At 61.9% G+C, this 22,146-nt stretch carries 19 protein-coding genes; 12 read left to right on the top strand and 7 right to left on the bottom strand.

Annotated features, from left to right (window positions below):
* Nucleotides 1-170: 170 nt before the first annotated feature.
* The 11 genes from urtA (at nucleotide 171) to ureC (ending at nucleotide 10,468) form a co-directional block, all read left to right on the top strand.
* Nucleotides 171-1,436 (top strand): urea ABC transporter substrate-binding protein, encoded by a 1,266-nt coding sequence (gene urtA / locus AB4Z20_RS23505; RefSeq protein WP_014336360.1) that lies wholly within the window; start codon nucleotides 171-173, stop codon nucleotides 1,434-1,436.
* A gap of 160 nt (nucleotides 1,437-1,596) precedes the next feature.
* Nucleotides 1,597-3,099, top strand: a complete 1,503-nt coding sequence (urtB, locus tag AB4Z20_RS23500; RefSeq protein ID WP_320389835.1) for an urea ABC transporter permease subunit UrtB — start codon at nucleotides 1,597-1,599, stop codon at nucleotides 3,097-3,099.
* Nucleotides 3,099-4,178 carry an urea ABC transporter permease subunit UrtC gene (gene urtC / locus AB4Z20_RS23495; protein ID WP_258690279.1) on the top strand — a complete coding sequence of 360 codons (1,080 nt, stop codon included), beginning with the start codon at nucleotides 3,099-3,101 and terminating at the stop codon, nucleotides 4,176-4,178. Before urtB ends, urtC begins: the two co-directional genes overlap by 1 nt.
* On the top strand, nucleotides 4,175-5,044 hold the full coding sequence (urtD, locus tag AB4Z20_RS23490; RefSeq protein WP_214511413.1) for an urea ABC transporter ATP-binding protein UrtD: 870 nt from the start codon (nucleotides 4,175-4,177) through the stop codon (nucleotides 5,042-5,044). Before urtC ends, urtD begins: the two co-directional genes overlap by 4 nt.
* Nucleotides 5,045-5,230: 186 nt before the next feature.
* Nucleotides 5,231-5,929 carry an urea ABC transporter ATP-binding subunit UrtE gene (gene urtE, locus AB4Z20_RS23485; RefSeq protein ID WP_253471314.1) on the top strand — a complete coding sequence of 233 codons (699 nt, stop codon included), beginning with the start codon at nucleotides 5,231-5,233 and terminating at the stop codon, nucleotides 5,927-5,929.
* 30 nt (nucleotides 5,930-5,959) lie between these two features.
* Complete coding sequence (locus AB4Z20_RS23480) at nucleotides 5,960-6,802, top strand: urease accessory protein UreD (protein WP_253471312.1); 843 nt, start codon at nucleotides 5,960-5,962, stop codon at nucleotides 6,800-6,802.
* A gap of 152 nt (nucleotides 6,803-6,954) precedes the next feature.
* Nucleotides 6,955-7,257 (top strand): urease subunit gamma, encoded by a 303-nt coding sequence (gene ureA, locus AB4Z20_RS23475; RefSeq protein WP_116834063.1) that lies wholly within the window; start codon nucleotides 6,955-6,957, stop codon nucleotides 7,255-7,257.
* 9 nt (nucleotides 7,258-7,266) lie between these two features.
* Nucleotides 7,267-7,800 carry a GNAT family N-acetyltransferase gene (locus AB4Z20_RS23470; protein ID WP_253471310.1) on the top strand — a complete coding sequence of 178 codons (534 nt, stop codon included), beginning with the start codon at nucleotides 7,267-7,269 and terminating at the stop codon, nucleotides 7,798-7,800.
* A 5-nt stretch (nucleotides 7,801-7,805) separates the two neighbouring features.
* Nucleotides 7,806-8,339 (top strand): GNAT family N-acetyltransferase, encoded by a 534-nt coding sequence (locus tag AB4Z20_RS23465; RefSeq protein WP_018611882.1) that lies wholly within the window; start codon nucleotides 7,806-7,808, stop codon nucleotides 8,337-8,339.
* Nucleotides 8,336-8,644, top strand: coding sequence for an urease subunit beta (locus AB4Z20_RS23460; protein ID WP_046064368.1), 309 nt, complete (start codon nucleotides 8,336-8,338; stop codon nucleotides 8,642-8,644). The genes AB4Z20_RS23465 and AB4Z20_RS23460 overlap by 4 nt, the downstream gene beginning before the upstream one ends.
* 123 nt (nucleotides 8,645-8,767) lie before the next feature.
* Nucleotides 8,768-10,468, top strand: coding sequence for an urease subunit alpha (gene ureC / locus AB4Z20_RS23455; RefSeq protein ID WP_018611880.1), 1,701 nt, complete (start codon nucleotides 8,768-8,770; stop codon nucleotides 10,466-10,468).
* 109 nt (nucleotides 10,469-10,577) lie between these two features.
* Here the strand turns inward: ureC and AB4Z20_RS23450 are convergent, their stop codons facing one another.
* The 3 genes from AB4Z20_RS23450 to AB4Z20_RS23440 form a co-directional block, all read right to left on the bottom strand.
* The gene (locus AB4Z20_RS23450; RefSeq protein WP_442090675.1) at nucleotides 10,578-15,386 is read right to left on the bottom strand and encodes an NEL-type E3 ubiquitin ligase domain-containing protein; all 4,809 of its coding nucleotides are present in this window, start codon (nucleotides 15,384-15,386) and stop codon (nucleotides 10,578-10,580) included.
* Between the two features lie 344 nt (nucleotides 15,387-15,730).
* Nucleotides 15,731-16,030, bottom strand: coding sequence for a chaperone modulator CbpM (locus AB4Z20_RS23445; RefSeq protein ID WP_253471306.1), 300 nt, complete (start codon nucleotides 16,028-16,030; stop codon nucleotides 15,731-15,733).
* 166 nt (nucleotides 16,031-16,196) lie between these two features.
* On the bottom strand, nucleotides 16,197-17,135 hold the full coding sequence (locus AB4Z20_RS23440) for a DnaJ C-terminal domain-containing protein (RefSeq protein WP_442090674.1): 939 nt from the start codon (nucleotides 17,133-17,135) through the stop codon (nucleotides 16,197-16,199).
* Between the two features lie 296 nt (nucleotides 17,136-17,431).
* Here AB4Z20_RS23440 and AB4Z20_RS23435 point away from each other — a divergent pair, with 296 nt between their 5' ends.
* Nucleotides 17,432-18,706, top strand: coding sequence for an Hsp70 family protein (locus AB4Z20_RS23435; protein ID WP_253471302.1), 1,275 nt, complete (start codon nucleotides 17,432-17,434; stop codon nucleotides 18,704-18,706).
* 122 nt (nucleotides 18,707-18,828) lie between these two features.
* Here AB4Z20_RS23435 and AB4Z20_RS23430 read toward each other — a convergent pair whose 3' ends face one another.
* From AB4Z20_RS23430 to AB4Z20_RS23415, 4 genes are all read right to left on the bottom strand, one after another.
* Nucleotides 18,829-19,842 (bottom strand): AI-2E family transporter, encoded by a 1,014-nt coding sequence (locus AB4Z20_RS23430; RefSeq protein WP_214511419.1) that lies wholly within the window; start codon nucleotides 19,840-19,842, stop codon nucleotides 18,829-18,831.
* 141 nt (nucleotides 19,843-19,983) lie between these two features.
* Nucleotides 19,984-20,271: a PsiF family protein gene (locus AB4Z20_RS23425; protein WP_258690275.1), complete on the bottom strand. Its 288-nt coding sequence runs from the start codon at nucleotides 20,269-20,271 to the stop codon at nucleotides 19,984-19,986.
* Nucleotides 20,272-20,474: 203 nt separating this feature from the next.
* On the bottom strand, nucleotides 20,475-21,365 hold the full coding sequence (locus tag AB4Z20_RS23420) for an alpha/beta fold hydrolase (RefSeq protein WP_442090673.1): 891 nt from the start codon (nucleotides 21,363-21,365) through the stop codon (nucleotides 20,475-20,477).
* Between the two features lie 116 nt (nucleotides 21,366-21,481).
* Entirely contained in the window at nucleotides 21,482-22,120 is a 639-nt protein-coding gene (locus AB4Z20_RS23415) for an FMN-dependent NADH-azoreductase (RefSeq protein WP_253471296.1), read from the bottom strand.
* Nucleotides 22,121-22,146 lie beyond the last annotated feature (26 nt).

Here is a 22,146-nt window from a genome sequence, read left to right as displayed (position 1 = left end):
CTCGCACCAGCCCCCGCATTGCGTTCACTCATGGTGCAACCGCTCGAACACGTCCCACGCCAACCCCGCATTTCAAAGCCTTCCCCCAACCGGGCACACCCCTTGCAAAAGCGCTTTCAGCGTTTGCATCTGCCCTCAAAAAAAATTCATAAGTCCACGGAGATCGCACAATGAAGCGTCGTAGCTTGATCAAGGCTTTTACACTCTCGGCAAGCATTGCCGCGATGGGCATGGCCTGGACCGTCCAGGCCGCCGAAACCATCAAGGTCGGCATCCTGCATTCGCTGTCCGGCACCATGGCGATCTCCGAGACGTCCCTCAAGGACATGGCGTTGATGACCATTGATGAGATCAACGCCAAGGGTGGTGTGAACGGCAAGAAGCTTGAAGCGGTGGTCGTGGACCCGGCGTCGAACTGGCCGCTGTTCGCCGAAAAGGGCCGTCAGTTGCTGACCCAGGACAAGGTCGCCGTGGTGTTCGGCTGCTGGACGTCGGTGTCGCGTAAATCCGTGTTGCCCGTGTTCGAAGAACTCAATGGGCTGCTGTTCTACCCGGTGCAATACGAAGGTGAAGAGATGTCGCCAAACGTGTTCTACACCGGCGCAGCGCCGAACCAGCAGGCGATTCCGGCGGTGGAATACCTGATGAGCGAAGAAGGCGGCAGTGCCAAGCGTTATTTCCTGCTGGGCACCGACTACGTCTACCCGCGCACCACCAACAAGATCCTGCGCTCGTTCCTGCACTCCAAAGGGGTGGCGGACAAGGACATCGAAGAGGTCTACACCCCGTTCGGCCACAGCGACTACCAGACCATCGTGGCCAACATCAAGAAGTTCTCGGCTGGCGGCAAGACCGCGGTTATCTCCACGGTCAACGGCGACTCCAACGTGCCGTTCTATAAAGAACTGGCGAACCAGGGCCTGAAAGCCACCGACGTACCGGTCGTGGCGTTCTCGGTGGGCGAAGAGGAACTGCGCGGCATCGACACCAAACCGTTGGTGGGTAACCTGGCGGCGTGGAACTACTTCGAATCCGTGGAGAATCCGGCGAACAAGAAATTCGTCGATTCCTGGAAAGCCTACGCCAAGGCCAAGAACCTGCCAGGCGCCGACAAAGCCGTGACCAACGACCCGATGGAAGCCACCTACGTCGGCATCCACATGTGGGCGCAAGCCGTGGAAAAAGCCAAGTCCACCGACGTCGACAAAGTCCGCGAAGCCCTGGCCGGCCAGACCTTCGCCGCACCATCGGGCTACACCCTGACCATGGACAAGACCAACCATCACCTGCACAAGCCAGTGATGATCGGCGAGATCCAGGCCGACGGTCAGTTCAACGTGGTATGGCAGACCGAAGGCCCGATCCGCGCGCAACCGTGGAGCCCGTTCATCGCCGGCAACGACAAGAAGCCTGACTATGCGGTGAAGAGCAACTGAGCCCATGGGTGTCGGCCCCCAATCCCCGGGTCGACACACAACCCCTGTGGGAGCGAGCTTGCTCGCGATAGCGGCGGATCAGCCAGAAGACATGTGACTGACACACCGCTATCGCGAGCAAGCTCGCTCCCACAAAAAAGCACCGCGCAAGGCCTAGCATATGCCCACCGCCCTTTACCGCCTCATCCTCGCCCTGGTGCTGCTGTTGCCACTGGAGGCCCACGCCGGTGACGCCGAAGACTTCGTCGCCGCCAACCCGACCCAGCAGGCCAAGCTCCTGGAGACCTGGGCCGCGCAGCCGGAGCCGGAACGCGTCGAACTGATCAACGCCCTGCAACAGGGCCAGTTGACCGTCGACGGCCAACCCAAGACCCTGCGTCTGAACAACCGCTTGCGCGGGCTGATCGAAACCGCCCTCGCCAGCCATCAATTGCTCGCCGTCGATGCCCGCGTACGCCTTGGCGCGGCGCAGCAACTGCAAAAAAGTGCCCGCCCGGCGCAACTGGCGTTTCTCGACCGGCAACTGGCCGGCGAGCAGGACGAAGATGTACACGCCGCCCTGAGCCTGGCCCTGGCGAACCTGCAACTGGTAGACGCCAACCCGGGCGTACGCCTGGCCGCCGTCCGCCTGCTGGGGGAAACCGGCGATCCATTGGCCCGCACACGCCTGGAAGGTTTGCTCGAACCCGGCGTCGAAAGCGATGCCAGTGTGCGCACCGCTGCCGAAACCAGCCTCAGCCAGGTCAAGCGCAAACTCCTGGTGGGCGAGTTGCTGGGCCAAGCCTTCAGCGGCATGTCCCTGGGTTCGATCCTGCTGCTCGCCGCCCTCGGCCTGGCCATCACCTTCGGCCTGCTGGGGGTGATCAACATGGCCCACGGCGAGATGCTGATGCTGGGTGCCTACTCCACTTATGTGGTGCAGATGCTGTTCCAGCGCTTCGCCCCGAACGCCATCGAGTTCTATCCGCTGATCGCCCTGCCGGTGGCATTTTTCATTACCGCCGCTATCGGCATGGCCCTGGAGCGCACGGTGATTCGCCACCTCTACGGGCGGCCGCTGGAAACCCTGCTCGCCACCTGGGGCATCAGCCTGATGCTGATCCAACTGGTGCGCCTGGTGTTCGGCGCGCAGAACGTCGAAGTCGCCAACCCGGCCTGGCTCTCAGGCGGCATTCAGGTGTTGCCGAATCTGGTGCTGCCATACAACCGCATCGTGATCATCGCCTTTGCCTTGTTCGTGGTGGTGCTGACCTGGCTGTTGCTGAACAAGACGCGCCTGGGCCTGAACGTCCGCGCGGTGACGCAGAACCGCAACATGGCCGCCTGCTGCGGCGTGCCCACCGGGCGGGTGGACATGCTCGCCTTCGGCCTCGGCTCGGGCATCGCCGGGTTGGGCGGCGTGGCCCTGAGCCAGATCGGCAACGTCGGCCCGGACCTGGGCCAGAGCTACATCATCGACTCGTTCCTGGTGGTGGTGCTCGGCGGCGTCGGCCAGTTGGCCGGTAGCGTGTTCGCCGCGTTCGGCCTGGGCATCGCCAACAAGATCCTCGAACCGCAGATCGGCGCCGTGCTCGGCAAGATCCTGATCCTCGCGCTGATCATTCTGTTCATCCAGAAGCGTCCGCAAGGCCTCTTCGCGCTCAAAGGACGGGTAATCGACTGATGAACCAGCCCCTGATGCTCACGGCCACGCAAAAGGCCGGTCCCAAAATTACCCTCGTCGTCGGCATGTTGATCCTGGCCGTGCTGTTGAGCCTGCCGCTACTGTCGCTGCTGGCGGCGGACAATCCGCTGCACGTCTCGGCGTATACCCTGACCCTGGTGGGCAAGATTCTCTGCTACGCCATCGTCGCCCTGGCCCTCGACCTGGTCTGGGGCTACGCCGGCTTGCTCTCCCTGGGCCACGGCCTGTTCTTCGCCCTGGGCGGCTACGCCATGGGTATGTACCTGATGCGCCAGGCCGCTGGCGATGGCTTGCCGGCGTTCATGACCTTCTTGTCGTGGACCGAGCTGCCCTGGTACTGGGCCGGCACCGACAGTTTCCTCTGGGCCATGTGCCTGGTGGTGCTGGCGCCGGGTTTGCTGGCGTTGGTGTTCGGTTTCTTCGCCTTCCGTTCGCGGATCAAGGGCGTGTATTTCTCGATCATGACCCAGGCCCTGACCTTCGCCGGGATGCTGTTGTTTTTCCGCAACGAAACCGGGTTTGGCGGCAACAACGGCTTCACCAATTTCCGCTCGATCCTGGGCTTTGGCATCACCGAGCCGGGCACCCGTGCGGTGCTGTTTTTCGCCACGGTGTTATTGCTGGTGGCGAGCCTGTTCATCGGCTGGCGCCTGGCCCGCAGCAAGTTCGGCCGGGTGCTGACGGCCCTGCGCGACGCGGAAAACCGCCTGATGTTCTGCGGTTACGATCCCCGTGGTTTCAAGCTGTTCGTCTGGGTGTTGAGCGCGGTGTTGTGCGGCCTGGCCGGGGCGTTGTACGTGCCGCAGGTGGGCATCATCAACCCCAGCGAAATGTCGCCGACCAACTCCATCGAGGCCGCCGTGTGGGTCGCCCTTGGCGGGCGCGGCACGCTGATCGGACCGCTGCTGGGTGCCGGCGTAGTCAACGGCATGAAGAGCTGGTTCACCGTGGCGTTTCCTGAGTACTGGCTATTTTTCCTCGGTGCGCTGTTCATCGTCGTGACCCTGTATCTGCCCAAGGGCGTGATCGGTCTGCTGAAGAAAAGAGGTGAACAATGAGAATCACAGCGAGTGCCGAATTCATGCTCGAACCCGCCTTCTTCCCGCCGGAACCCAACCAGGACGCTGGCAGCAGCCGCGACGCCATCGGCCTCGGCCAAGCGGCCGGCGTGGGCCTGAACACCCGCCACGGCACCATCCTGACCCTGGAAGACATCAGCGTCAGTTTCGACGGTTTCAAGGCCTTGAACGATTTGAACCTGTACATCGGCGTCGGCGAGTTGCGCTGCATCATCGGCCCCAACGGCGCCGGCAAGACCACGCTGATGGACGTGATCACCGGCAAGACCCGCCCCAGCCATGGCAAGGCCTGGTTCGGCGAAACCCTGGACCTGACCAGCATGAGCGAAGTGGCGATCGCCCAGGCCGGCATCGGTCGCAAGTTCCAGAAGCCCACGGTGTTCGAAGCGTTGAGCGTGTTCGAAAACCTGGAGCTGGCGCTCAAGACCGACAAATCGGTGTGGGCCAGCCTGCGGGCGAAACTCACTGGCGAGCAGCACGATCGCATCAGCGAAGTGCTCGAGACCATCCGCCTCACCACCTCGGTCAACCGCGCCGCCGGGTTGCTGTCCCACGGGCAGAAGCAGTTCCTGGAGATTGGCATGCTGCTGGTGCAAGACCCGCAATTGCTGCTGCTCGACGAACCGGTGGCGGGCATGACCGACGCCGAGACCGAGTTCACCGCCGAGCTGTTCAAGTCCTTGGCGGGCAAGCATTCGCTGATGGTGGTGGAGCACGACATGGGCTTCGTCGGCGCAATCGCCGACCACGTCACCGTACTGCACCAGGGCAGCGTGCTGGCCGAAGGGTCGCTGGAACAGGTGCAGGAAAATGAGCGGGTGATCGAGGTGTATCTCGGTCGCTAGACCTGCAAACACTGTTCCCCTGTGGGAGCGAGCCTGTGGGAGCAAAGCTTGCTCGCGATAGCAGCGCCTCGGTCCATCGGAAGGACCGCGTTATCGTTCATCGCGAGCAAGCTTTGCTCCCACAGAAAGGTATTGCTTCTACAGAAAGCTATTGCTCCCACAGGGGACTTGAGGGGAATTCAAGACATGCTGCAAGTCGACAAACTGCACCAGTACTACGGCGGTAGCCACATCCTGCGGGGCCTGTCGTTCGACGCCAAGGTCGGCGAGGTGACCTGCCTGCTGGGGCGCAACGGCGTAGGCAAGACCACCCTGCTCAAATGCCTGATGGGCCTGTTGCCGGCCAAGGAAGGCGCGGTGAACTGGGAAGGCAAAGCCATCACTACGTTCAAGCCCCACCAACGGGTGCATGCCGGTATCGCCTACGTGCCCCAGGGCCGGGAGATTTTCGGGCGGCTGACGGTGGAAGAAAACCTGCTGATGGGCCTGTCGCGCTTTCCCGGCTCCGAAGCCAAGGAAGTGCCGGCATTCATCTACGAATTGTTCCCGGTGCTGCTGCAAATGAAACAGCGTCGTGGCGGTGACCTGTCCGGCGGCCAGCAACAGCAGCTCGCCATTGGCCGGGCCCTGGCCAGCCGTCCGCGCCTGCTGATTCTCGACGAGCCCACCGAAGGCATCCAGCCCTCGGTGATCAAGGAGATCGGCGTGGTGATCAAGAAATTGGCGGCCCGGGGCGACATGGCGATTTTGCTGGTGGAGCAGTTCTACGACTTCGCCGCCGAGCTGGCCGATCAGTACCTGGTGATGTCCCGGGGCGAGATCGTGCAGCAGGGCCGTGGAGAAAATATGGAAACCGAGGGTGTGCGCGGGCTGGTTACGATCTAGCCTTAGCGTCCCGACGATCATTAGAAAATCATGAATCTACCTGTTTCGTCATCAGCCCTGTTCACCCCCAGCTGGCACGCCGAGCTGGACTTGGGTTATGCCCGATTCGGCGACTGCACACGTCCGGTTCAGCGCCGCCACAAAGGTCCGCTGCGGGTGCAGAAGCACTTGTACGCCGAGGGCCCCGAAGTGTGCCAGCACATCATCGTCCACCCGCCCGGAGGGATTGCCGGCGGTGACCGCCTGGACATCTCGGCCCACGTCGGCCCGGGCGCCTGGGCGCAGTTGACCAGCCCGGGCGCGGCCAAGTGGTATCGCGCCGCCGGCCCTGCGTACCAGCAGTTGACCCTGAGCGTGGCCCCCGGCGCGACCCTGGAATGGCTGCCCCAGGAAACCATCGTCTTCAGCGCGGCCCAGGCCGAACTCAGCACGAGCATCGACTTGCAGGGCGACGGGCGCCTGTTCTACTGGGACATGGTTGCCCTCGGCCGACCGGCCAGCGGCGAGCGGTTTGACCTGGGGCACTTTCAATCACGGCTGGACATTCGCCGCGACGGCCAGTTGCTGTGGCACGAGCGCCAGCGCATTGTGGGCGGTGATGGGTTGCTCGACTCACCCATCGGGCTGGGCGGCGATCCGGTGTTCGCCACGTTGCTGGTGACCGGCGAGATCGACAGCGAATTGCTGGAACACTGCCGATCCCTGGGCCATGCCGTGCGCGGCGACCTGACCCAATTACCCGGCCTGGTCGTGGCCCGCTGCCTGGCGAGCGAGGCGTTGCTGGCGCGCGGGTGGTTGATTGAGTTGTGGCGTTTGCTCAGGCCTGCATTGCTTGGCAGAGAGGCCGTGCCACCCCGAATCTGGAGCACATGAATCTGCTTTTCCTGTGGGAGCGAGCTTGCTCGCGATAGCGGTGTATCAGCCAATGGCTATGTTGAATGTTCGATTGCTATCGCGAGCAAGCTCGCTCCCACAGTGGAATGGGTTTACAGCGAAAATTTTTTATCTGCCCTTATGGATTGCACATGGACCTGACCCCACGCGAAAAAGACAAGCTGCTGATCTTCACCGCTGGCCTCGTCGCCGAACGACGGTTGGCCCGTGGCCTGAGGCTCAACTACCCGGAGGCCATGGCCTACATTTCCGCGGCCCTGCTCGAAGGCGCCCGTGACGGCCAGACCGTCGCCGAGCTGATGCACTACGGCACCACGCTGCTGAGCCGCGAGCAGGTGATGGAAGGCATTCCGGAAATGATCCCCGAGATCCAGGTCGAGGCGACGTTTCCCGACGGCACCAAACTGGTCACCGTCCACCAACCCATCGCCTGAGGCCACGCCATGACTTACCGCGTGCGTGACGCCCAACTGGCGGACCTGCCAGCGATCCGCGATATCTACAACGACGCGGTACTGAACACCACCGCGATCTGGAACGAACAGGCCGTGGACCTGGGCAATCGCCAGGCGTGGTTCAGCGCCCGACAATCCCAAGGCTATCCGGTGCTGGTGATGGTCGACGCCGAGGAGAACGTGCTCGGCTACGCTTCATTCGGCGACTGGCGGCCTTTCGACGGTTTCCGGCACACCGTGGAGCATTCGGTCTACGTCCGCCGCGACCAGCGCGGCAATGGCCTCGGCCCGTTGTTGATGAGCGCATTGATCGAGCGCGCCAGGGCCTGCGGCAAACACGTGATGGTCGCCGCCATCGAGAGCGGCAATGCCGCCTCGATTCGCCTGCACGAGCGCACAGGTTTCGTCACCACCGGGCAGATGCCCCAGGTGGGTACCAAGTTCGGCCGCTGGCTGGATCTGACTTTCATGCAGTTGGTCCTCAATCCCGGGGCGCAACCGCCCGTCTTCGACAAGGAGTGATGCCTATGAACCCCGCCCAGTTACGTCGTGTCCACGCTGAAAGCTTTGCGCATTATCGCCAGGGCCTGATCGATCTGTTGCTCGACGCCGTCGGATACGGCGCCAGCGTGGGGTTCCTGGCCGATCTCGATGCCGACCAGGCCCGCGCCTATTTCGACGAGGTCCAGGCCAGCCTCAACCAGGGCCACCTGCTGCTGTGGGTGGTGGTCAAGGATGAACAGGTGCAGGCCAGCGTCCAGCTTGCCCTGTGCCAGAAGCCCAACGGCCTCAACCGCGCCGAAGTGCAGAAGCTGCTGGTGCGCGGCGAGGCCCGCCGCCGTGGCCTGGGCCAGCAATTGATGAGTGCCCTGGAACTCGGCGCCCGCCAGCACAAGCGCGGCCTGCTGTACCTCGACACCCAGGCCGGCTCCGAGGCCGAGGCGTTCTACCGGGCCATGGGCTACACCCGCGTCGGCGAGCTGCCCGACTACTGCCAGAGCCCGGACGGGACGTATACCGCGACCACCATTTACTACAAGACTTTGGGGCAACCGCAATGATTCCAGGGCAATACCAGGTCCAGCCTGGCGACATCGAACTCAACGTCGGTCGCCGCACGCTCACGCTGAACGTCGCCAACAGCGGCGACCGGCCGATCCAGGTCGGTTCGCACTATCACTTTTTCGAAACCAACGACGCCCTGACCTTCGACCGCGCCGCCAGCCGCGGCATGCGCTTGAACATCCCGGCCGGCACCGCAGTGCGCTTCGAACCAGGCCAGAGCCGCGAGGTGGAGCTGGTGGACCTGGCCGGGCATCGCCGGGTGTTCGGGTTTGCCGGGCGGGTCATGGGCGAATTGGACTAAGCGTCAGCTCGTTCCCACGCTCTGCGTGGGAATGCATCCCGTGACGCTCCGCGTCACACAAGCGGACGCAGAGCGTCCATGGCGGCATTCCCACGCAGAGCGTGGGAACGATCAGGAAAGCACATGAAGATTTCGAGACAAGCCTACGCCGACATGTTCGGCCCCACCGTCGGTGACAAGGTCCGCCTGGCCGACACCGAGTTGTGGATCGAAGTGGAAAAGGACTTCACCACCTACGGCGAAGAAGTGAAATTCGGCGGCGGCAAGGTGATTCGCGACGGCATGGGCCAAAGCCAGCTGCTGGCCGCCGAGGTCGTCGACACCTTGATCACCAACGCGCTGATCATCGACCACTGGGGCATCGTCAAGGCCGATGTCGGCCTCAAGGACGGCCGCATCGCGGCCATCGGCAAGGCCGGCAACCCGGACATCCAGCCCGACGTGACCATCGCCATCGGCGCCAGCACCGAAGTGATCGCCGGCGAAGGCATGATCCTCACCGCCGGCGGCATCGACACCCACATCCATTTCATCTGCCCCCAGCAGATCGAAGAAGCGCTGATGAGCGGCGTCACCACCATGATCGGTGGCGGCACCGGTCCCGCCACCGGGACCAACGCCACCACCTGTACCTCCGGCCCATGGCACCTTGCGCGCATGCTCCAGGCCGCCGATGCCTTCGCGATGAACATCGGTTTCACCGGCAAGGGCAACGCCAGCCTGCCGGAGCCGTTGATCGAACAGGTCAAGGCCGGTGCCATCGGCCTGAAGCTGCACGAAGACTGGGGCACCACCCCGGCCGCCATCGACAACTGCTTGAGCGTGGCCGACCAGTACGACGTGCAGGTGGCGATCCACACCGACACCCTCAACGAATCGGGCTTCGTCGAAACCACCCTCGCCGCCTTCAAGGGTCGCACCATCCACACCTACCACACCGAAGGTGCCGGTGGCGGTCATGCGCCGGACATCATCAAGGCCTGCGGCTTCGCCAACGTGCTGCCCAGCTCCACCAACCCGACCCGGCCGTTCACCCGCAACACCATCGACGAACACCTGGACATGCTGATGGTCTGCCATCACCTGGACCCGAGCATTGCCGAAGACGTGGCCTTCGCCGAAAGCCGCATCCGCCGCGAGACCATCGCCGCCGAAGACATTCTCCATGACCTCGGTGCCTTCTCGATGATCAGCTCCGACAGCCAGGCCATGGGCCGCGTCGGCGAAGTCATCACGCGCACCTGGCAGACCGCCGACAAGATGAAGAAACAACGCGGCGCCCTGCCCGGCGACGGCGAAGGCAACGACAACTTCCGCATCAAGCGCTACATCGCCAAGTACACCATCAACCCGGCGATCACCCACGGCATCAGCCATGAAGTGGGCTCCATCGAAGTGGGCAAGTGGGCCGACCTGGTGCTGTGGCGCCCAGCGTTCTTCGGCGTCAAGCCGACGTTGATCCTCAAGGGCGGGGCGATTGCCGCCAGCCTGATGGGCGACGCCAACGCCTCGATCCCGACGCCGCAACCAGTGCACTACCGACCGATGTTCGCCAGCTTTGGCGGCTCGCGGCATGCCACCAGCCTGACCTTCATCAGCCAGGCCGCCGCCGAGGCCGGGTTGCCGGAACAGCTTGGGCTGAAGAAGAAAATCGCCGTGGTCAAAGGCTGCCGCGATGTACAGAAAACCGACCTGATCCACAACGATTACCTGCCGAGCATCGACGTTGACCCACAGACCTACCAGGTCAAGGCCGACGGCGTATTGCTGTGGTGCGAGCCGGCCGAAGTGCTGCCGATGGCGCAGCGCTATTTCCTGTTTTGATCCTGTGGGAGCGAGCTTGCTCGCGATAGCGATGGTTCAGCTTGCATACGTGTTGAATGTGCCGCCGCCATCGCGAGCAAGCTCGCTCCCACATTTTTTCGGGGTCGTCTTATAGGTCCGTGCTTTCCACCAGCGCCTCCAGCTCCTCTTCGGTCAATAACTGGATCAGCTCCGCTTCCTTGACCTTGTGTTGCAAGCCCAGTGCCTCGGATTGGCTGACATAGTCGGGCTCCTCCAGGGTTCCGGCCGCTTTCGCCTCATCCAGCTCAAGCTGATCGGCGATGAGGGCATCATTCATCGCCTGGAAAAGGCTCGCGCGGTTTTGCTTCACGTAATCGATCCAAAAGTCCCGGCCAACCAGCGACTGCAATTGCTTCGGTGAATCATCCAGCGCGATGATCGCGGCTGCCGCCGCATTGAGCATCTCTGCCGTAACGCCGGCCATCTGGATAAATCGCCCACCCTTGGGCTGTCCGGGCAGTTCCAGTCGATCCTTGAGACCGACCCGGTAGGCCAGGCGCACCTCTACTTCTTCGATCTGCCTGATGAGCCGGTTCTTCTGCGCGGTGGTGAGATCCCGGCGGGCATTGATCGTGTCACGCCGCTGCTGGATATCCTGCAGGGCAATGCGCTCCACTTCGTCGAGGCGAAACAGCCCCTTGGCCAGCCAGATCAGCGCCACAGCCTCCTGTTCTCCCACCGTCAGGGCCTTGGCGTTGTGGATCATCAATTTGATTTCCAGGTAGCTGAAGGACAACGCGGCGCGATCCTCACACGCCGGCGCGCCAGCCAGGTCGAACAGTTCACGCCGCAACTCGGTGCAATCCCTGATCGCTTCAAGCATCTGCCAGACACGCGCCTGGAGGTCCGGATAATTTTCCACTTCCTGGTAGGAGCCGGCCAATCGGTTCAACAGCTGAAAAAACTCCCTGGATTGGGCTTCAGCCTTCAGGCTTTGCCACAACGCCTTTTTGTCCTGCAATTGCTCCGTGGGCAGGTCTCGCAACCATAGATCCACATTCGACAGCCTTTGCGCCGGGGCAGGCTCAAACGCACCGTGCAAACGCAAGGCCACCCATTCGGGATGCAATGGGAAAAGGTTCGTCCAGTAATCACGCAAGCGCTGCTGGGTCGCCTCGCTCAACGGATTACCTTGGATCAGGGTCACGCCATTGACACGTGCCGTGGCATGAGCACGCTCGGCTGGCGGGGAAGTCAGATCAGCCGGCACATCGGTCAGTTGGTTGTTGCGTAAATCAATCTGTTCCAGCGGCTGATCGCGCAAACCGGTAGGCCAGGTGTCAATTCCAGTGTCCCTCAGACTCAATCCGCGCAGGTTGGTCAGAGGGCTGAAGTCCGGTAACCGGCCCAGCGAATTATGATCCAGGTTGAGAATTTTCAGACTGGCACGCCCCTCCAGGATCTGAATGCCGCGGGGTGTCAACCTGATTTGATTCGACCGCAACTGCAGCCTGGTCAAACCATTCATCAACCCCAGCGATGCAGGAATATCGGTCAACCTGTTGCTGGACATGTCCAACCAGCGAAGCGAGGAGAAGCCCGTGAGGAATCTGTCGCAGGAGGATTCCGACAACCTCATGTCTCGAAGCTTTAGCGAGGCCACATGGCTAAAGTCGGCCGACAGGCCCGGCAACGTTCCTACGTCCTGCCCACTCAAATCAAGCTCATACCCGACCCTGCTGCCATCCACCGCCGTAACGACCGGCGTCTGGCGCCTCCAGCACCGTTTGATGCGCTCAGCCACCCCTTGCCTGACCGCTGGCGGCACCCGCCGGATACGGTCATTACCCACATCCAGCATCAGGGGGAGGCTGGCCCAGTGATCCAGCTCCCGGCGCAGCGTATCCAACTCGATTTTACGCCGCTTGAGTTCCGGAACGGCTTCATCACCCAAGGACCGCAGCAGGCTCTGGACTTGCTCGCTCGTATAGTCCGGGTACAAGTCCAGCACCCGACGTTCCCGCGACCGGCCCAGGCCCAGCCGGTCCCGTACCCCACTCATGGGATAGCCAACCTTGCCCGAAGCCAGGCGCATCGGCGACTTGAAGGAGGGTTTGAGCGGTGGCATTTTCAAGAGCTGCGCCAGCGCGACTTGGTCTAATGGTGTTGCACCAATAGCCGCTTGCAAGAGATTGCCCTGATGCATCGAAGGCCGGCCCATGGCCTGACGCTCGGCATCCGGGAGGGCATGTTGCAAGGCATCGTAGAGACTCCCCCAGTGGCTCAGGTCATTGCCTTTGTCGTCAAAGGCCTTGTAACGATCATCGTCCTTGACCACGATCTTGGTCTGCGTCGGGTCTTGTGGCCCGATACTCTCGATCACAACGCCTGAAACGTCATCTTCGCGCAGCTCGATGCGCACCGTATCACTCCAACCGGGCAAGGTTTTCAAGGTCGCCAACGCCAACCGAGGCGTGTCAGCCGTGGCCAGCGTTTCACGGTGTAAACCTTCGTATGCCCGGTTCAAACGCAGCGCTCGCTGGTAGTCACGCAGCTCCTCGGCGATGCGCAGTGGGATGGGTTTGGTCTGGGTGGCATCCGTGAAGTCCCAAGCGGCCATCTGCTGATGCTCGGTCGGGCTGGCAAACGCTACTATCTGGTCGATTGCCGCCGCCGGAACCGAGGGGAAACGGGATTTGATCAGCGTTGCACGCGGGTCGCTCGACACGTCACCTTTGGCGTAATGATCGTTGAACAGTTGCACCTTTTCGCGCGCCACCACGGCGACGAGTTTTTTGCGCAACTGCCGGACCCGAGCGTCCATATTCGTTTTCGCAATCGCCGGGGTCGTACCGACCAACAGGTCGCCCCCCGCAGCATCCACCGCCTGGATCAGATTCTTCAGCACCGAAGGCGTGCGGACTTTCCCCTCGGGGATGATGACATCTCGAAACGGGGCGCCCCCTTCCGATGGACGAGCATATTCCCAAAGCGTCTTGCCCGAGCCGTCGACCACCGTCAATCTCAGCCCCTTTGGCCAAGGACCGTAGCCAGCGAGTAGATGCAGCTGGGTCATCGGATCGGCTGCTTCATACCGCAGCGGGTCTTCGCTTTGCAGTTGCTCAATGAAACGGTCGACTTGTCGGCACAGGTCGAAGCGCTTGATCGTGTCGGCCAGCAAAGCAGGCATCGGCTCGCCCTCGACATGCAGCCGCCGCAGCACCTCCTCGCTCGTACCACTGGCCGTGCGGATCTGCTCCAGATCAGCGTCACTGAAATCCTTGACGCAATGGCCGAGTCGGCGCATCAACGTCGCCCCCTCCCAGCTTCGCGGCTGTTCCAGTTCATGGCTCCAGGCACCGCTGCCGTTGTCCGTCAGCCCGGGCTGATAAGCGTCCGGCCCCCGGGAAGGGTGACGAATGCGATAGCGCCGGGTCGTCGGATCCTGTTGCACCTCGTAATGCTGGCCGTCCAGCGGCACAACGTCCCGGCCATCGACCCGGTACAGCCCTTGAGCATCCGGAACCGAGGTCGCGGGTGGTTCCCGCACACTCTGATAAGGCGTCAGGTCGGGGCGCCAGAGGTGTGATTCACCGTTGGCCAGTTGGACCGGCTCCAACTGATCCACCGTGCTCGACCATTGAATGTGCGGCAACACCGCCGCGCCGGTGGCGACGAATGCCGTGTTGAGGGCCACGCTTGAGAAGTGCGCCCACATTTCCCTGGTCTCCCCGCGCTCGAACGCTTCGATGCCCTCGAACGCTTCGTTGAACATCTGCACGGCGCCTACCGTCAGCATCAGCGGCCCAAGCCCTGGCACCACGAACGCTGCCAGGTTGAAGACATCGATCACGGCATCCAGGTAACTGTCCAGCCGCGCCAGACGGGCTTTTTTGTCTTCGTCACCGGTGGGCACCGCCACTGCGCGTGCATCGAGCTGGATTTTCTGGATCTGCCTGAGACGCAGCGACTCCCATAAAGGTTCGGGAAAGGCTGCCGTTGCCATGGGCAGATTCCGCAACGACGATTTGAGAGGGAAATCGACCTGATCATCTGCCTCTGTGGAAGATTGATAGAGGTGGTTGAACTGCTCGAAAAAAGCGCCTTGCTGACGCAACGGCACAAAACGACTGAAGAATCGCCGGTAAGCGATACCGTGCAGGCGCCGCCGAAGATCGACCATGAATTCAGCGCTGGAAGCATATTCCTTGAGAGGCTGTTCGGGATCGCCCGGCATATAGGCCACGACCCGCTCCGCCCGGCGACTGCTTTCACGGTCGGGGCCGATCAGCACTGGACCAACCAGCTCGATACCGAAAATGCTCAATGAGGTGAACGTCACCGCCCGGCCATCAAGCAAGATCGCACGTTGGTCGCTGACCACTTGCTGCAACATTCGGTAGACGGCCACGCTGATGTCGCCCTTGGCCCTGGCCACCTCGACACACAACGCCAATCCCTCTTTGTGATGGTCGCGCAGTTGGCGATCCAACTGGCTGCATACCTCGTGGTTGATCGGCCGTACGATGGCGTTGATGTGTTCTTGATACCGGCGTCCCAGGTCCAGTTTGCGGCACAGCCTGGCAAAGGCCTCGGGCGCGATCGGCAACTCCCCGGCGCGAAAGGCGTTGATAGAAGGAATAACCTCGCCACCATAAAACGGACGCACCGTGGTAACGAGGCTGCAGTCGGTGCAGCCGGGTTTGTTCTCTTCGTCGGGCTCGAAATTGGCCAGCGCGGCCTCCAGCAGCGAAGTGCCGCGGTATTCGTAGCGATCGAAATGACTGCCCTCGTTATCGAGGACGAGCGCGCCGAAAAAATCATCGCGCATCTTGAGCCCGTACTTGCGGACGAAATACACCTGGTTGACGTTCAGTGTTTGCTTGAATTCAGTCTGGATCGCCTGGGTAAGCAGCCGCTCGGCAAAGGCGCGGATGTCCTGGATGTTGCCCAGCACATTGTCGATCTGGTTCAGGGTTTCGCGGTAGCGGGAGTGACTGTGCTTGAGGCTGGTCCTGGTTTCGTGGGAAGTCTTCACGTACCAGTCTGGAAGTTCCAGCTCATGGTCGCTCAACTCCTGCTGACGCTGCATGATAGCGCCGCTGTACCAGCCGGGAATACGGGCCTTGAGCAGGTCCAAGTGCAGGCCGCGGCCTTCGGGGCGCACGGGGGCAAGAATCGGTTCTGGCATATCGGGTCATCCTTGATGGTGGAAAACCCGAGCCTAACCAGCCTTTCAGCGGTGAGTGCGGTAACTATCTATCGCTCTTTCGATCCGAATGTCGTCCTGACCCGCACCATTCATTCCACCCAACGCCCCAGTTGCTGACGCAGCCGACGGTTCTCGGCCCGCAGTTGCTGGACTTCTTCCAGCAGGTCCAGCGCCAGGGCGACGCCTTCCCATTCCAGGTCCAGGTCGTGTCGCAGCTTCGCGGCACGCTTGGCCAGGAGCAGTTCGTAATCGGTGAAGCGCCAGTCTGTCGGCACCGTGCCTTCGGGCTCGAGGATCCCATGTTCGACGATTTCGATGACATGGACATCCGCCAACGCGGCGGCCTCGCAGAACTCCCTCAGGTTCAGTTCAATGATCGGGTTGCTCATGGTCTGCTTCTCCCAATGCTGTAACTGTGTAGGAGCGTAGGAGCTGACGAGTGGAACGAGGCTGCGATCTTTCCACTACCCATTGAGTCTAGAGCGAAAGATCAAAAGATCGCAGCCTCGTTCCACTCGTCAGCTCCTACGGACGATGTTCAAAGACCGGCCGTGTTCAGAAGTTCTCCCGCGGATCGAACGTGGCTTTCTTCGCCAGTTCCGCCCACAACGCCTTGACCGCCTCGTCGCTGGCCTTGGGCATCACGGCCTTGAGCTGCACGAACAGGTAGCCGCGCTCGCCGGCCTTGTTGCGCAGGCCGTGGCCCTTGGCGCGCATGCGCTGGCCGTTCTGGCTGCCGGCCGGAACCTTGAGGTTGATCTTGCCGGTGAGGGTCGGCACCGCCACTTCGGTGCCCAGCGCCAATTCCCACGGTGCCAGGGGCAAGGTGATGATCAGGTCCTGGCCTTCGACGTCGAACTTGGGGTGCGGGGCGAAACGAATGGTCAGGTACAAGTCGCCATTGGCACCGCCACCGATACCCGGTGCGCCCTGGCCCTTGAGGCGGATGCGTTCGCCGTCGGTCACCCCCAGCGGAATCTTCACGTTCAGGCTTTTGCTGGTGTTGCTCACATGCTGGCCGGCCGCGTTGTACTGCGGCACCTGGAAGCTGACCTTTTTCGACTCGCTCGACAGGGTCTCTTCCAGGAAGATCGCTAATTCCATTTCCACGTCTTGCCCTCGACGGCCGGCGCTGCGACCTGACTGTCCGCCACCGAAACCCGGCCCGCGATTACCAAAAATAGAACTGAAGAAGTCCGAGAAGTCGCCGGTGTCCTGGCCGCCAAAACCACCACGGCTCTGCCAACCCGGCGGGCCCTGGAACGGCTGGCCGTGCTGGCCGTAGCGGCGCAGGTCGTCGTATTCGGCGCGCTTGTCGGCGCTTTTCAGCGCTTCATAGGCTTCGGAGACGTCCTTGAACTTGGTCTCGGCGTCCTTTTCCTTGCTTACATCCGGGTGGTACTTGCGCGCCAGTTTGCGATAGGCAGCCTTGATCGTGGCGTCGTCAGCCGTCGGCTCGACACCCAGGATCTTGTAATAATCTTTGAAGTCCATTGAAGGATCACCATCCGTTATCGATATAGCACCGCCATGCACAGCATGCTCGTGGTACAAGCCCCGGAGTTTGACCAATCTCAAGGTTTGTGACCGGACGGTGCGTCAGAAGTTTATCGGCAGCCGGTGGCGGTTCTTGTACCCGCCCTGTGCTACCAGGCCCATGCCAGCAAGTTTGGGGGTATAAGCCTGTCTTTCAAGGCCGGTGTTTGCGAATTAGCAGATAACCGGCCTTCGAATCCGCGCCGCACTGACATACACTGCGCGGCCGTTTTTTCAACTGGAACCCGAAAGACATGAAAAACGCATCCCCGGCCCGTGCCTGCGGCATCGACTTTGGCACGTCCAACTCCACTGTCGGCTGGCTGCGCCCCGGCATGGAAACGTTGATCGCGCTGGAGGACGACAAGATCACCCTGCCTTCGGTGGTCTTTTTCAATCTCGAGGAACGCCGTCCGGTGTATGGCCGCCTGGCCCTGCACGAATACCTGGAAGGCTACGAAGGCCGGCTGATGCGCTCGCTCAAGAGCCTGCTGGGCTCCAAGCTGATCAAGCACGACACCAGCGTGTTGGGCACGGCCATGCCGTTCAAGGATCTGCTGGGGCTGTTCATCGGCCAGTTGAAGAAACGCGCCGAAGCCACCGCCGGTCGGGAATTCGAAGAAGTGGTGCTGGGTCGCCCGGTGTTTTTCGTCGACGACGATGAAATGGCCGACCAGGAAGCGGAAAACACTTTGGTGGACGTCGCCCGCGCCATCGGTTTCAAGGAGGTTTCGTTCCAGTACGAGCCTATCGCAGCGGCATTCGACTATGAATCGACCATCGAGAAAGAAGAGCTGGTGCTGATCGTCGACATCGGCGGCGGTACTTCGGACTTTTCCCTGGTGCGCCTGTCCCCCGAGCGCCGCACCCACGACAACCGCCACGACGACATCCTCGCCACCGGTGGTGTGCACATCGGCGGGACCGATTTCGACAAGCAACTCTCGCTGGCCGGCCTGATGCCGCTGTTCGGCTACGGCAGCCGCATGAAGAGTGGCGCCTACATGCCCACCAGTCACCACATGAACCTGGCGACCTGGCACACCATCAACGCGGTGTACTCGCAAAAATCCACCCTCGCCCTGGGCAGCATGCGCTACGACATCGAAGACACCGGCGGCATCGACCGGCTGTTCAAGCTGATCGAACAGCGCGCCGGGCACTGGCTGGCGATGGAAGTGGAAGAAACCAAGATTGAGCTGACCCACGCCGACCAGCGCCATTTGCTCCTGGACCGGATCGAGCCGGGCCTGAGCGTGGACCTGAGCCGGGCCTTGTTCGAGTCGGCCATCGACGGCTTGCTGGAGCGGGTACGCGGCAGCGTCACGCAGTTGCTCAACGATGCCAACGTGCGGGTCGATCAGGTCGACACGGTGTTCTTCACCGGCGGTTCCAGCGGCATCCCGGCGCTGCGCAACAGCGTCTCGGCGATGCTGCCCCAGGCGCGACATGTGGAAGGCAATATCTTCGGCAGTATCGGCAGCGGGTTGGCGATCGAGGCGATGAAGCGGTATGGGAGCCAGGTCTGATCCCAGACCGAGGCGTCTGAATCGCGAGCAAGCTCGCTCCCACAGTTGACCGCATTCACTCGGTTAACTGTGGGAGCGAGCTTGCTCGCGAAAGCGGTAGACCAGGCAATACAACTGCCCGATCAGACCATCCCCACCTGCTTCAACTCACTCTTGAGATACGCATAATAAATCGGCCCCGCCACCACCCCCGGCAGGCCGAATGCGGCTTCGAATACCAGCATCGCCATGAGCAACTCCCAGGACTTGGCGCTGATCTGCCCGCCGACGATGCGGGCATTGAGGAAGTACTCGAGCTTGTGAATCAGGATCAGGTAGCCCAGCGCCGCCACCGCCACCCAGATCGATATCGACAGGCCGACAATGGTGATCAGCGTGTTGGACATCAGGTTGCCAATGACCGGCAGCAGCCCCAACAGGAACGTCATCACGATCAGGGTCTTGGTCAGCGGTAGCTTGATGCCGAACAGCGGCAGCACCACCGCCAGGAAAATCCCGGTGAAGAAGGTGTTGAGCAAGGAAATCTTGATCTGGGCGAAGACGATGTTGCGAAACGCCTTGACCAGCAGGTTCAGGCGATCGAACAGCGCCGCGGCCAGGGGCTTGCGCTTGGTCAGGTCGGGGATGCGCTGCAGGGCAACGATGGCCCCCAGCACCATGCCGATGAGCAACGTCACGAACATGTGGGCCGCGTCCTTGCCCACCAGTTGCAGGTCGCTCAGGTGCTTGCTCACCCAGTCACCGATCGCCACCCGGAACTCGGCGGCGCTGGCCGGCAGGTAAGCGTCGATGAACGGCGGCAATTGCCCGCGGGCACGGTCGACCACGGTCATGAACTTGTCCAGGGACGCGCCTGGATTTTCCGCTTCATGCAACAGGAAACTGATGGCGCCGGCGAAGATCAGCGTCAGCACACTGACCACCAGCGTGCCCAGCAACGCCACCGCCAACCAACGGGCACGGCGGCCTTCGATCAGTCGCTGCAACTGCGGGGTGAGCATGTTGACCAGTTCGAACACCAGCAGCCCGGCCAGCAGGCTCGGCAACAGGCGCAGCGGCAGCACCAGCAACAGCCCACCAAAAATGATCACCCAACTGATCACCAACAACACATGACGCTGAGAAAACGTTGGCATACAGCCTCAGGACAAAACGGCGTGAAAGGATCGGCAGTCTGCCAGCCTTCCACTGGCAGCACTAGGGATTGTATCGGCCGACCTTAGTCGCAGTTCAGGGTTTTTTTTGCGGTGGCTGTGCCGGCCCCATGGGTTCAACGCTTATTTCTTCTTCAGGCAATCACTCATGAACGCTTTGCGGGCATCGCCCTTCAACGCCTGGGTGGTGGCGGTGGCGTTGCAGGTTTTCATACGTTCCTGCGGGGTGCTCGGTGCAGCGGTAGCCTTGAGACAGGTGCTCATGAACGCCTTGCGCTCGTCGCCCTTGAGCGTCTTGGCGGTGGCGTCGGCGTTGCAGGTGGTCATCTTGGTCTGCTGCGCCGTCGCGGCGAAGCCCTGGGAACACAGTAGCAAACCAATCATCAACAGAGGGACACGCAGCATCTTCATGATGTTTCTCCTGGCTGCCACACGAGGGTGTGGCGATGAGGTGCAGTGTAGACAAAGCCTGTTACACCTTCACCAGGTAGATTCTCTGGGCCTGATCTACCGCTTTCGCGAGCAAGCTCGCTCCCACAATGGACCTAGCAACACCAATCCACTGTGGGAGCGAGCTTGCTCGCGATGAACGATAATGCGGTCCTCCTAACGGGCTACACCCCGGCAGCCTTCAACCGCTCGGCATGCTCGACAAACAACCGGATCGGCTCGGCCCCCTTGCCCACCAGTCCCAGCGATTGGTTGACGATATCGAAGTGGTCCAGCGGATAGTCATCGCCGATGACCGTGCCCAGGTGCGAGCTGTAGCGTCCGACCATGCCGTCGCATTGCCCCGCTTCCCTCACAAACGTACGCGCAAATAAACGGCAGCTGCGGTTAGTGCCGTCGAACAGGTTGCGCCCTTTGTCGGTCTTGCCCGGCTGCAAGGTGCCGGACCACGAGTAATAACGCACGCCATTGACCTCTTCCGGTCCATTCCCGCCCCAGGTTGCCGGCAGGCCCTGTGGATAACGTTGATTGAACAGCGCCACCCCGGCGGTGGTCAGGGAGGCATGGGAGGCGTGAATATCCACCGGCAGCTTCGGCCCGCGATAGCCGGTGTCCAGCAGGCTCATCAGGGCGCTGATCAGGCGCAGCACGGCACTGAGCACGCGCCCCTTGGCACTGTCGGCGGGGTAATGGGCTTGCAAGTAATCCGCCAGTTCGGAGCCGTGGTTGGTGCCGGCCACCGACGTGACCGACGCCACCAGATCCGGGCGTTTGGCGGCCGCATAGCGGGCGGTGAGGCTGCCCTGGCTGTGGCCGATCAGGTTGACTTTCTGCGCACCGGTTTGCCGCAGTACCTCCTCGATCCGCGCCAGCAATTGCTCGCCGCGCACCTCGGAAGAATGCAGCGGCGAAACCTTCACTGCCACGACCACGGCCCCGCAGCGACGCAACGCCGAGACGATCCCATACCAGTACGGATACAACACCAGGCGGATGAACCCGAGCATGCCCGGGACCAGTACCAGCGGATAACGAGTGGCGCAGCGTTGCGACATGGCGGCGTCCTTGTGATCAAGAGCGATCAGCATCGGTATCGATGATGACCAGTCTATGACACCCAGATGAATCCGTGGCCAGAGCTTGCTCCCGTTGGGCTGCGCAGCAGCCCCTCTCAGAAGGACCGTGCCAGGGCCAGCAAACGCTCCTCGGCCTCGGCGCAGGACAACGCAAAGCTGCGCTCGGCCGATTCTTCGCCTTCCGCCGCCACCACCGTCACATCGGTGATGCCGATAAACCCCAGGACGGTGCGCAACAGCGTGTCGGCGTGGTTCATGCTCTCCAACGGGCCGCCAGGCCCGAAACCGAAATCGCCGCGACTGGTCACGATCAGGGCTTTCTTGCCCAGCAACAGCGGCTCGTAGTGCGACACGCCATTATCCAGGCTGTGGTTGAACGTCAGCCCGATGCGCACGATCTGGTCGATCCAGGCCTTCACGCCGCTGGGCACGCTGAAGTTGTGCATGGGCGCGGAGATCACCAGTCGGTCATGGGCTTGCAACTCTTCGACCAAGGTATCGCTCAGGGCCAGGTCCGCTTGCATGATCAACGGTCGAGCCTGGGGCTCAGGATAGAACGCCGCGGCGATGAACGCTTCGTTGACCGGCGCAATCACCGTCCGTCCAACTTCGCGACGGGTCAATTGGGATTGTGGATGGGCGACCTGCCACGCCGAAACAAAGGCCTCGGCCAGGCGCCGGGAATGAGAACGCTCGCCACGGGGGCTGCCATGCACCACAAGAATCTTGCTCATCTGAATCTCCTCTTATGCGGCTACAA

Source organism: Pseudomonas sp. KB_12 (assembly GCF_052114545.1).
GTDB classification, from domain to species: Bacteria; Pseudomonadota; Gammaproteobacteria; order Pseudomonadales; family Pseudomonadaceae; genus Aquipseudomonas; species Aquipseudomonas brassicacearum.
This window is presented reverse-complemented; position numbering and strand designations above follow the sequence as displayed.

What these genes read in the sequence shown, in the direction of transcription:
- urtA (WP_014336360.1), top strand. Translation starts at nt 171, where the DNA reads ATGAAGCGTCGTAGCTTGATCAAGGCTTTTACACTCTCGGCAAGCATT.
- urtB (WP_320389835.1), top strand. Translation starts at nt 1,597, where the DNA reads ATGCCCACCGCCCTTTACCGCCTCATCCTCGCCCTGGTGCTGCTGTTG.
- urtC (WP_258690279.1), top strand. Translation starts at nt 3,099, where the DNA reads ATGAACCAGCCCCTGATGCTCACGGCCACGCAAAAGGCCGGTCCCAAA.
- urtD (WP_214511413.1), top strand. Translation starts at nt 4,175, where the DNA reads ATGAGAATCACAGCGAGTGCCGAATTCATGCTCGAACCCGCCTTCTTC.
- urtE (WP_253471314.1), top strand. Translation starts at nt 5,231, where the DNA reads ATGCTGCAAGTCGACAAACTGCACCAGTACTACGGCGGTAGCCACATC.
- AB4Z20_RS23480 (WP_253471312.1), top strand. Translation starts at nt 5,960, where the DNA reads ATGAATCTACCTGTTTCGTCATCAGCCCTGTTCACCCCCAGCTGGCAC.
- ureA (WP_116834063.1), top strand. Translation starts at nt 6,955, where the DNA reads ATGGACCTGACCCCACGCGAAAAAGACAAGCTGCTGATCTTCACCGCT.
- AB4Z20_RS23470 (WP_253471310.1), top strand. Translation starts at nt 7,267, where the DNA reads ATGACTTACCGCGTGCGTGACGCCCAACTGGCGGACCTGCCAGCGATC.
- AB4Z20_RS23465 (WP_018611882.1), top strand. Translation starts at nt 7,806, where the DNA reads ATGAACCCCGCCCAGTTACGTCGTGTCCACGCTGAAAGCTTTGCGCAT.
- AB4Z20_RS23460 (WP_046064368.1), top strand. Translation starts at nt 8,336, where the DNA reads ATGATTCCAGGGCAATACCAGGTCCAGCCTGGCGACATCGAACTCAAC.
- ureC (WP_018611880.1), top strand. Translation starts at nt 8,768, where the DNA reads ATGAAGATTTCGAGACAAGCCTACGCCGACATGTTCGGCCCCACCGTC.
- AB4Z20_RS23445 (WP_253471306.1), bottom strand. Translation starts at nt 16,030, where the DNA reads ATGAGCAACCCGATCATTGAACTGAACCTGAGGGAGTTCTGCGAGGCC.
- AB4Z20_RS23440 (WP_442090674.1), bottom strand. Translation starts at nt 17,135, where the DNA reads ATGGACTTCAAAGATTATTACAAGATCCTGGGTGTCGAGCCGACGGCT.
- AB4Z20_RS23435 (WP_253471302.1), top strand. Translation starts at nt 17,432, where the DNA reads ATGAAAAACGCATCCCCGGCCCGTGCCTGCGGCATCGACTTTGGCACG.
- AB4Z20_RS23430 (WP_214511419.1), bottom strand. Translation starts at nt 19,842, where the DNA reads ATGCCAACGTTTTCTCAGCGTCATGTGTTGTTGGTGATCAGTTGGGTG.
- AB4Z20_RS23425 (WP_258690275.1), bottom strand. Translation starts at nt 20,271, where the DNA reads ATGAAGATGCTGCGTGTCCCTCTGTTGATGATTGGTTTGCTACTGTGT.
- AB4Z20_RS23420 (WP_442090673.1), bottom strand. Translation starts at nt 21,365, where the DNA reads ATGTCGCAACGCTGCGCCACTCGTTATCCGCTGGTACTGGTCCCGGGC.
- AB4Z20_RS23415 (WP_253471296.1), bottom strand. Translation starts at nt 22,120, where the DNA reads ATGAGCAAGATTCTTGTGGTGCATGGCAGCCCCCGTGGCGAGCGTTCT.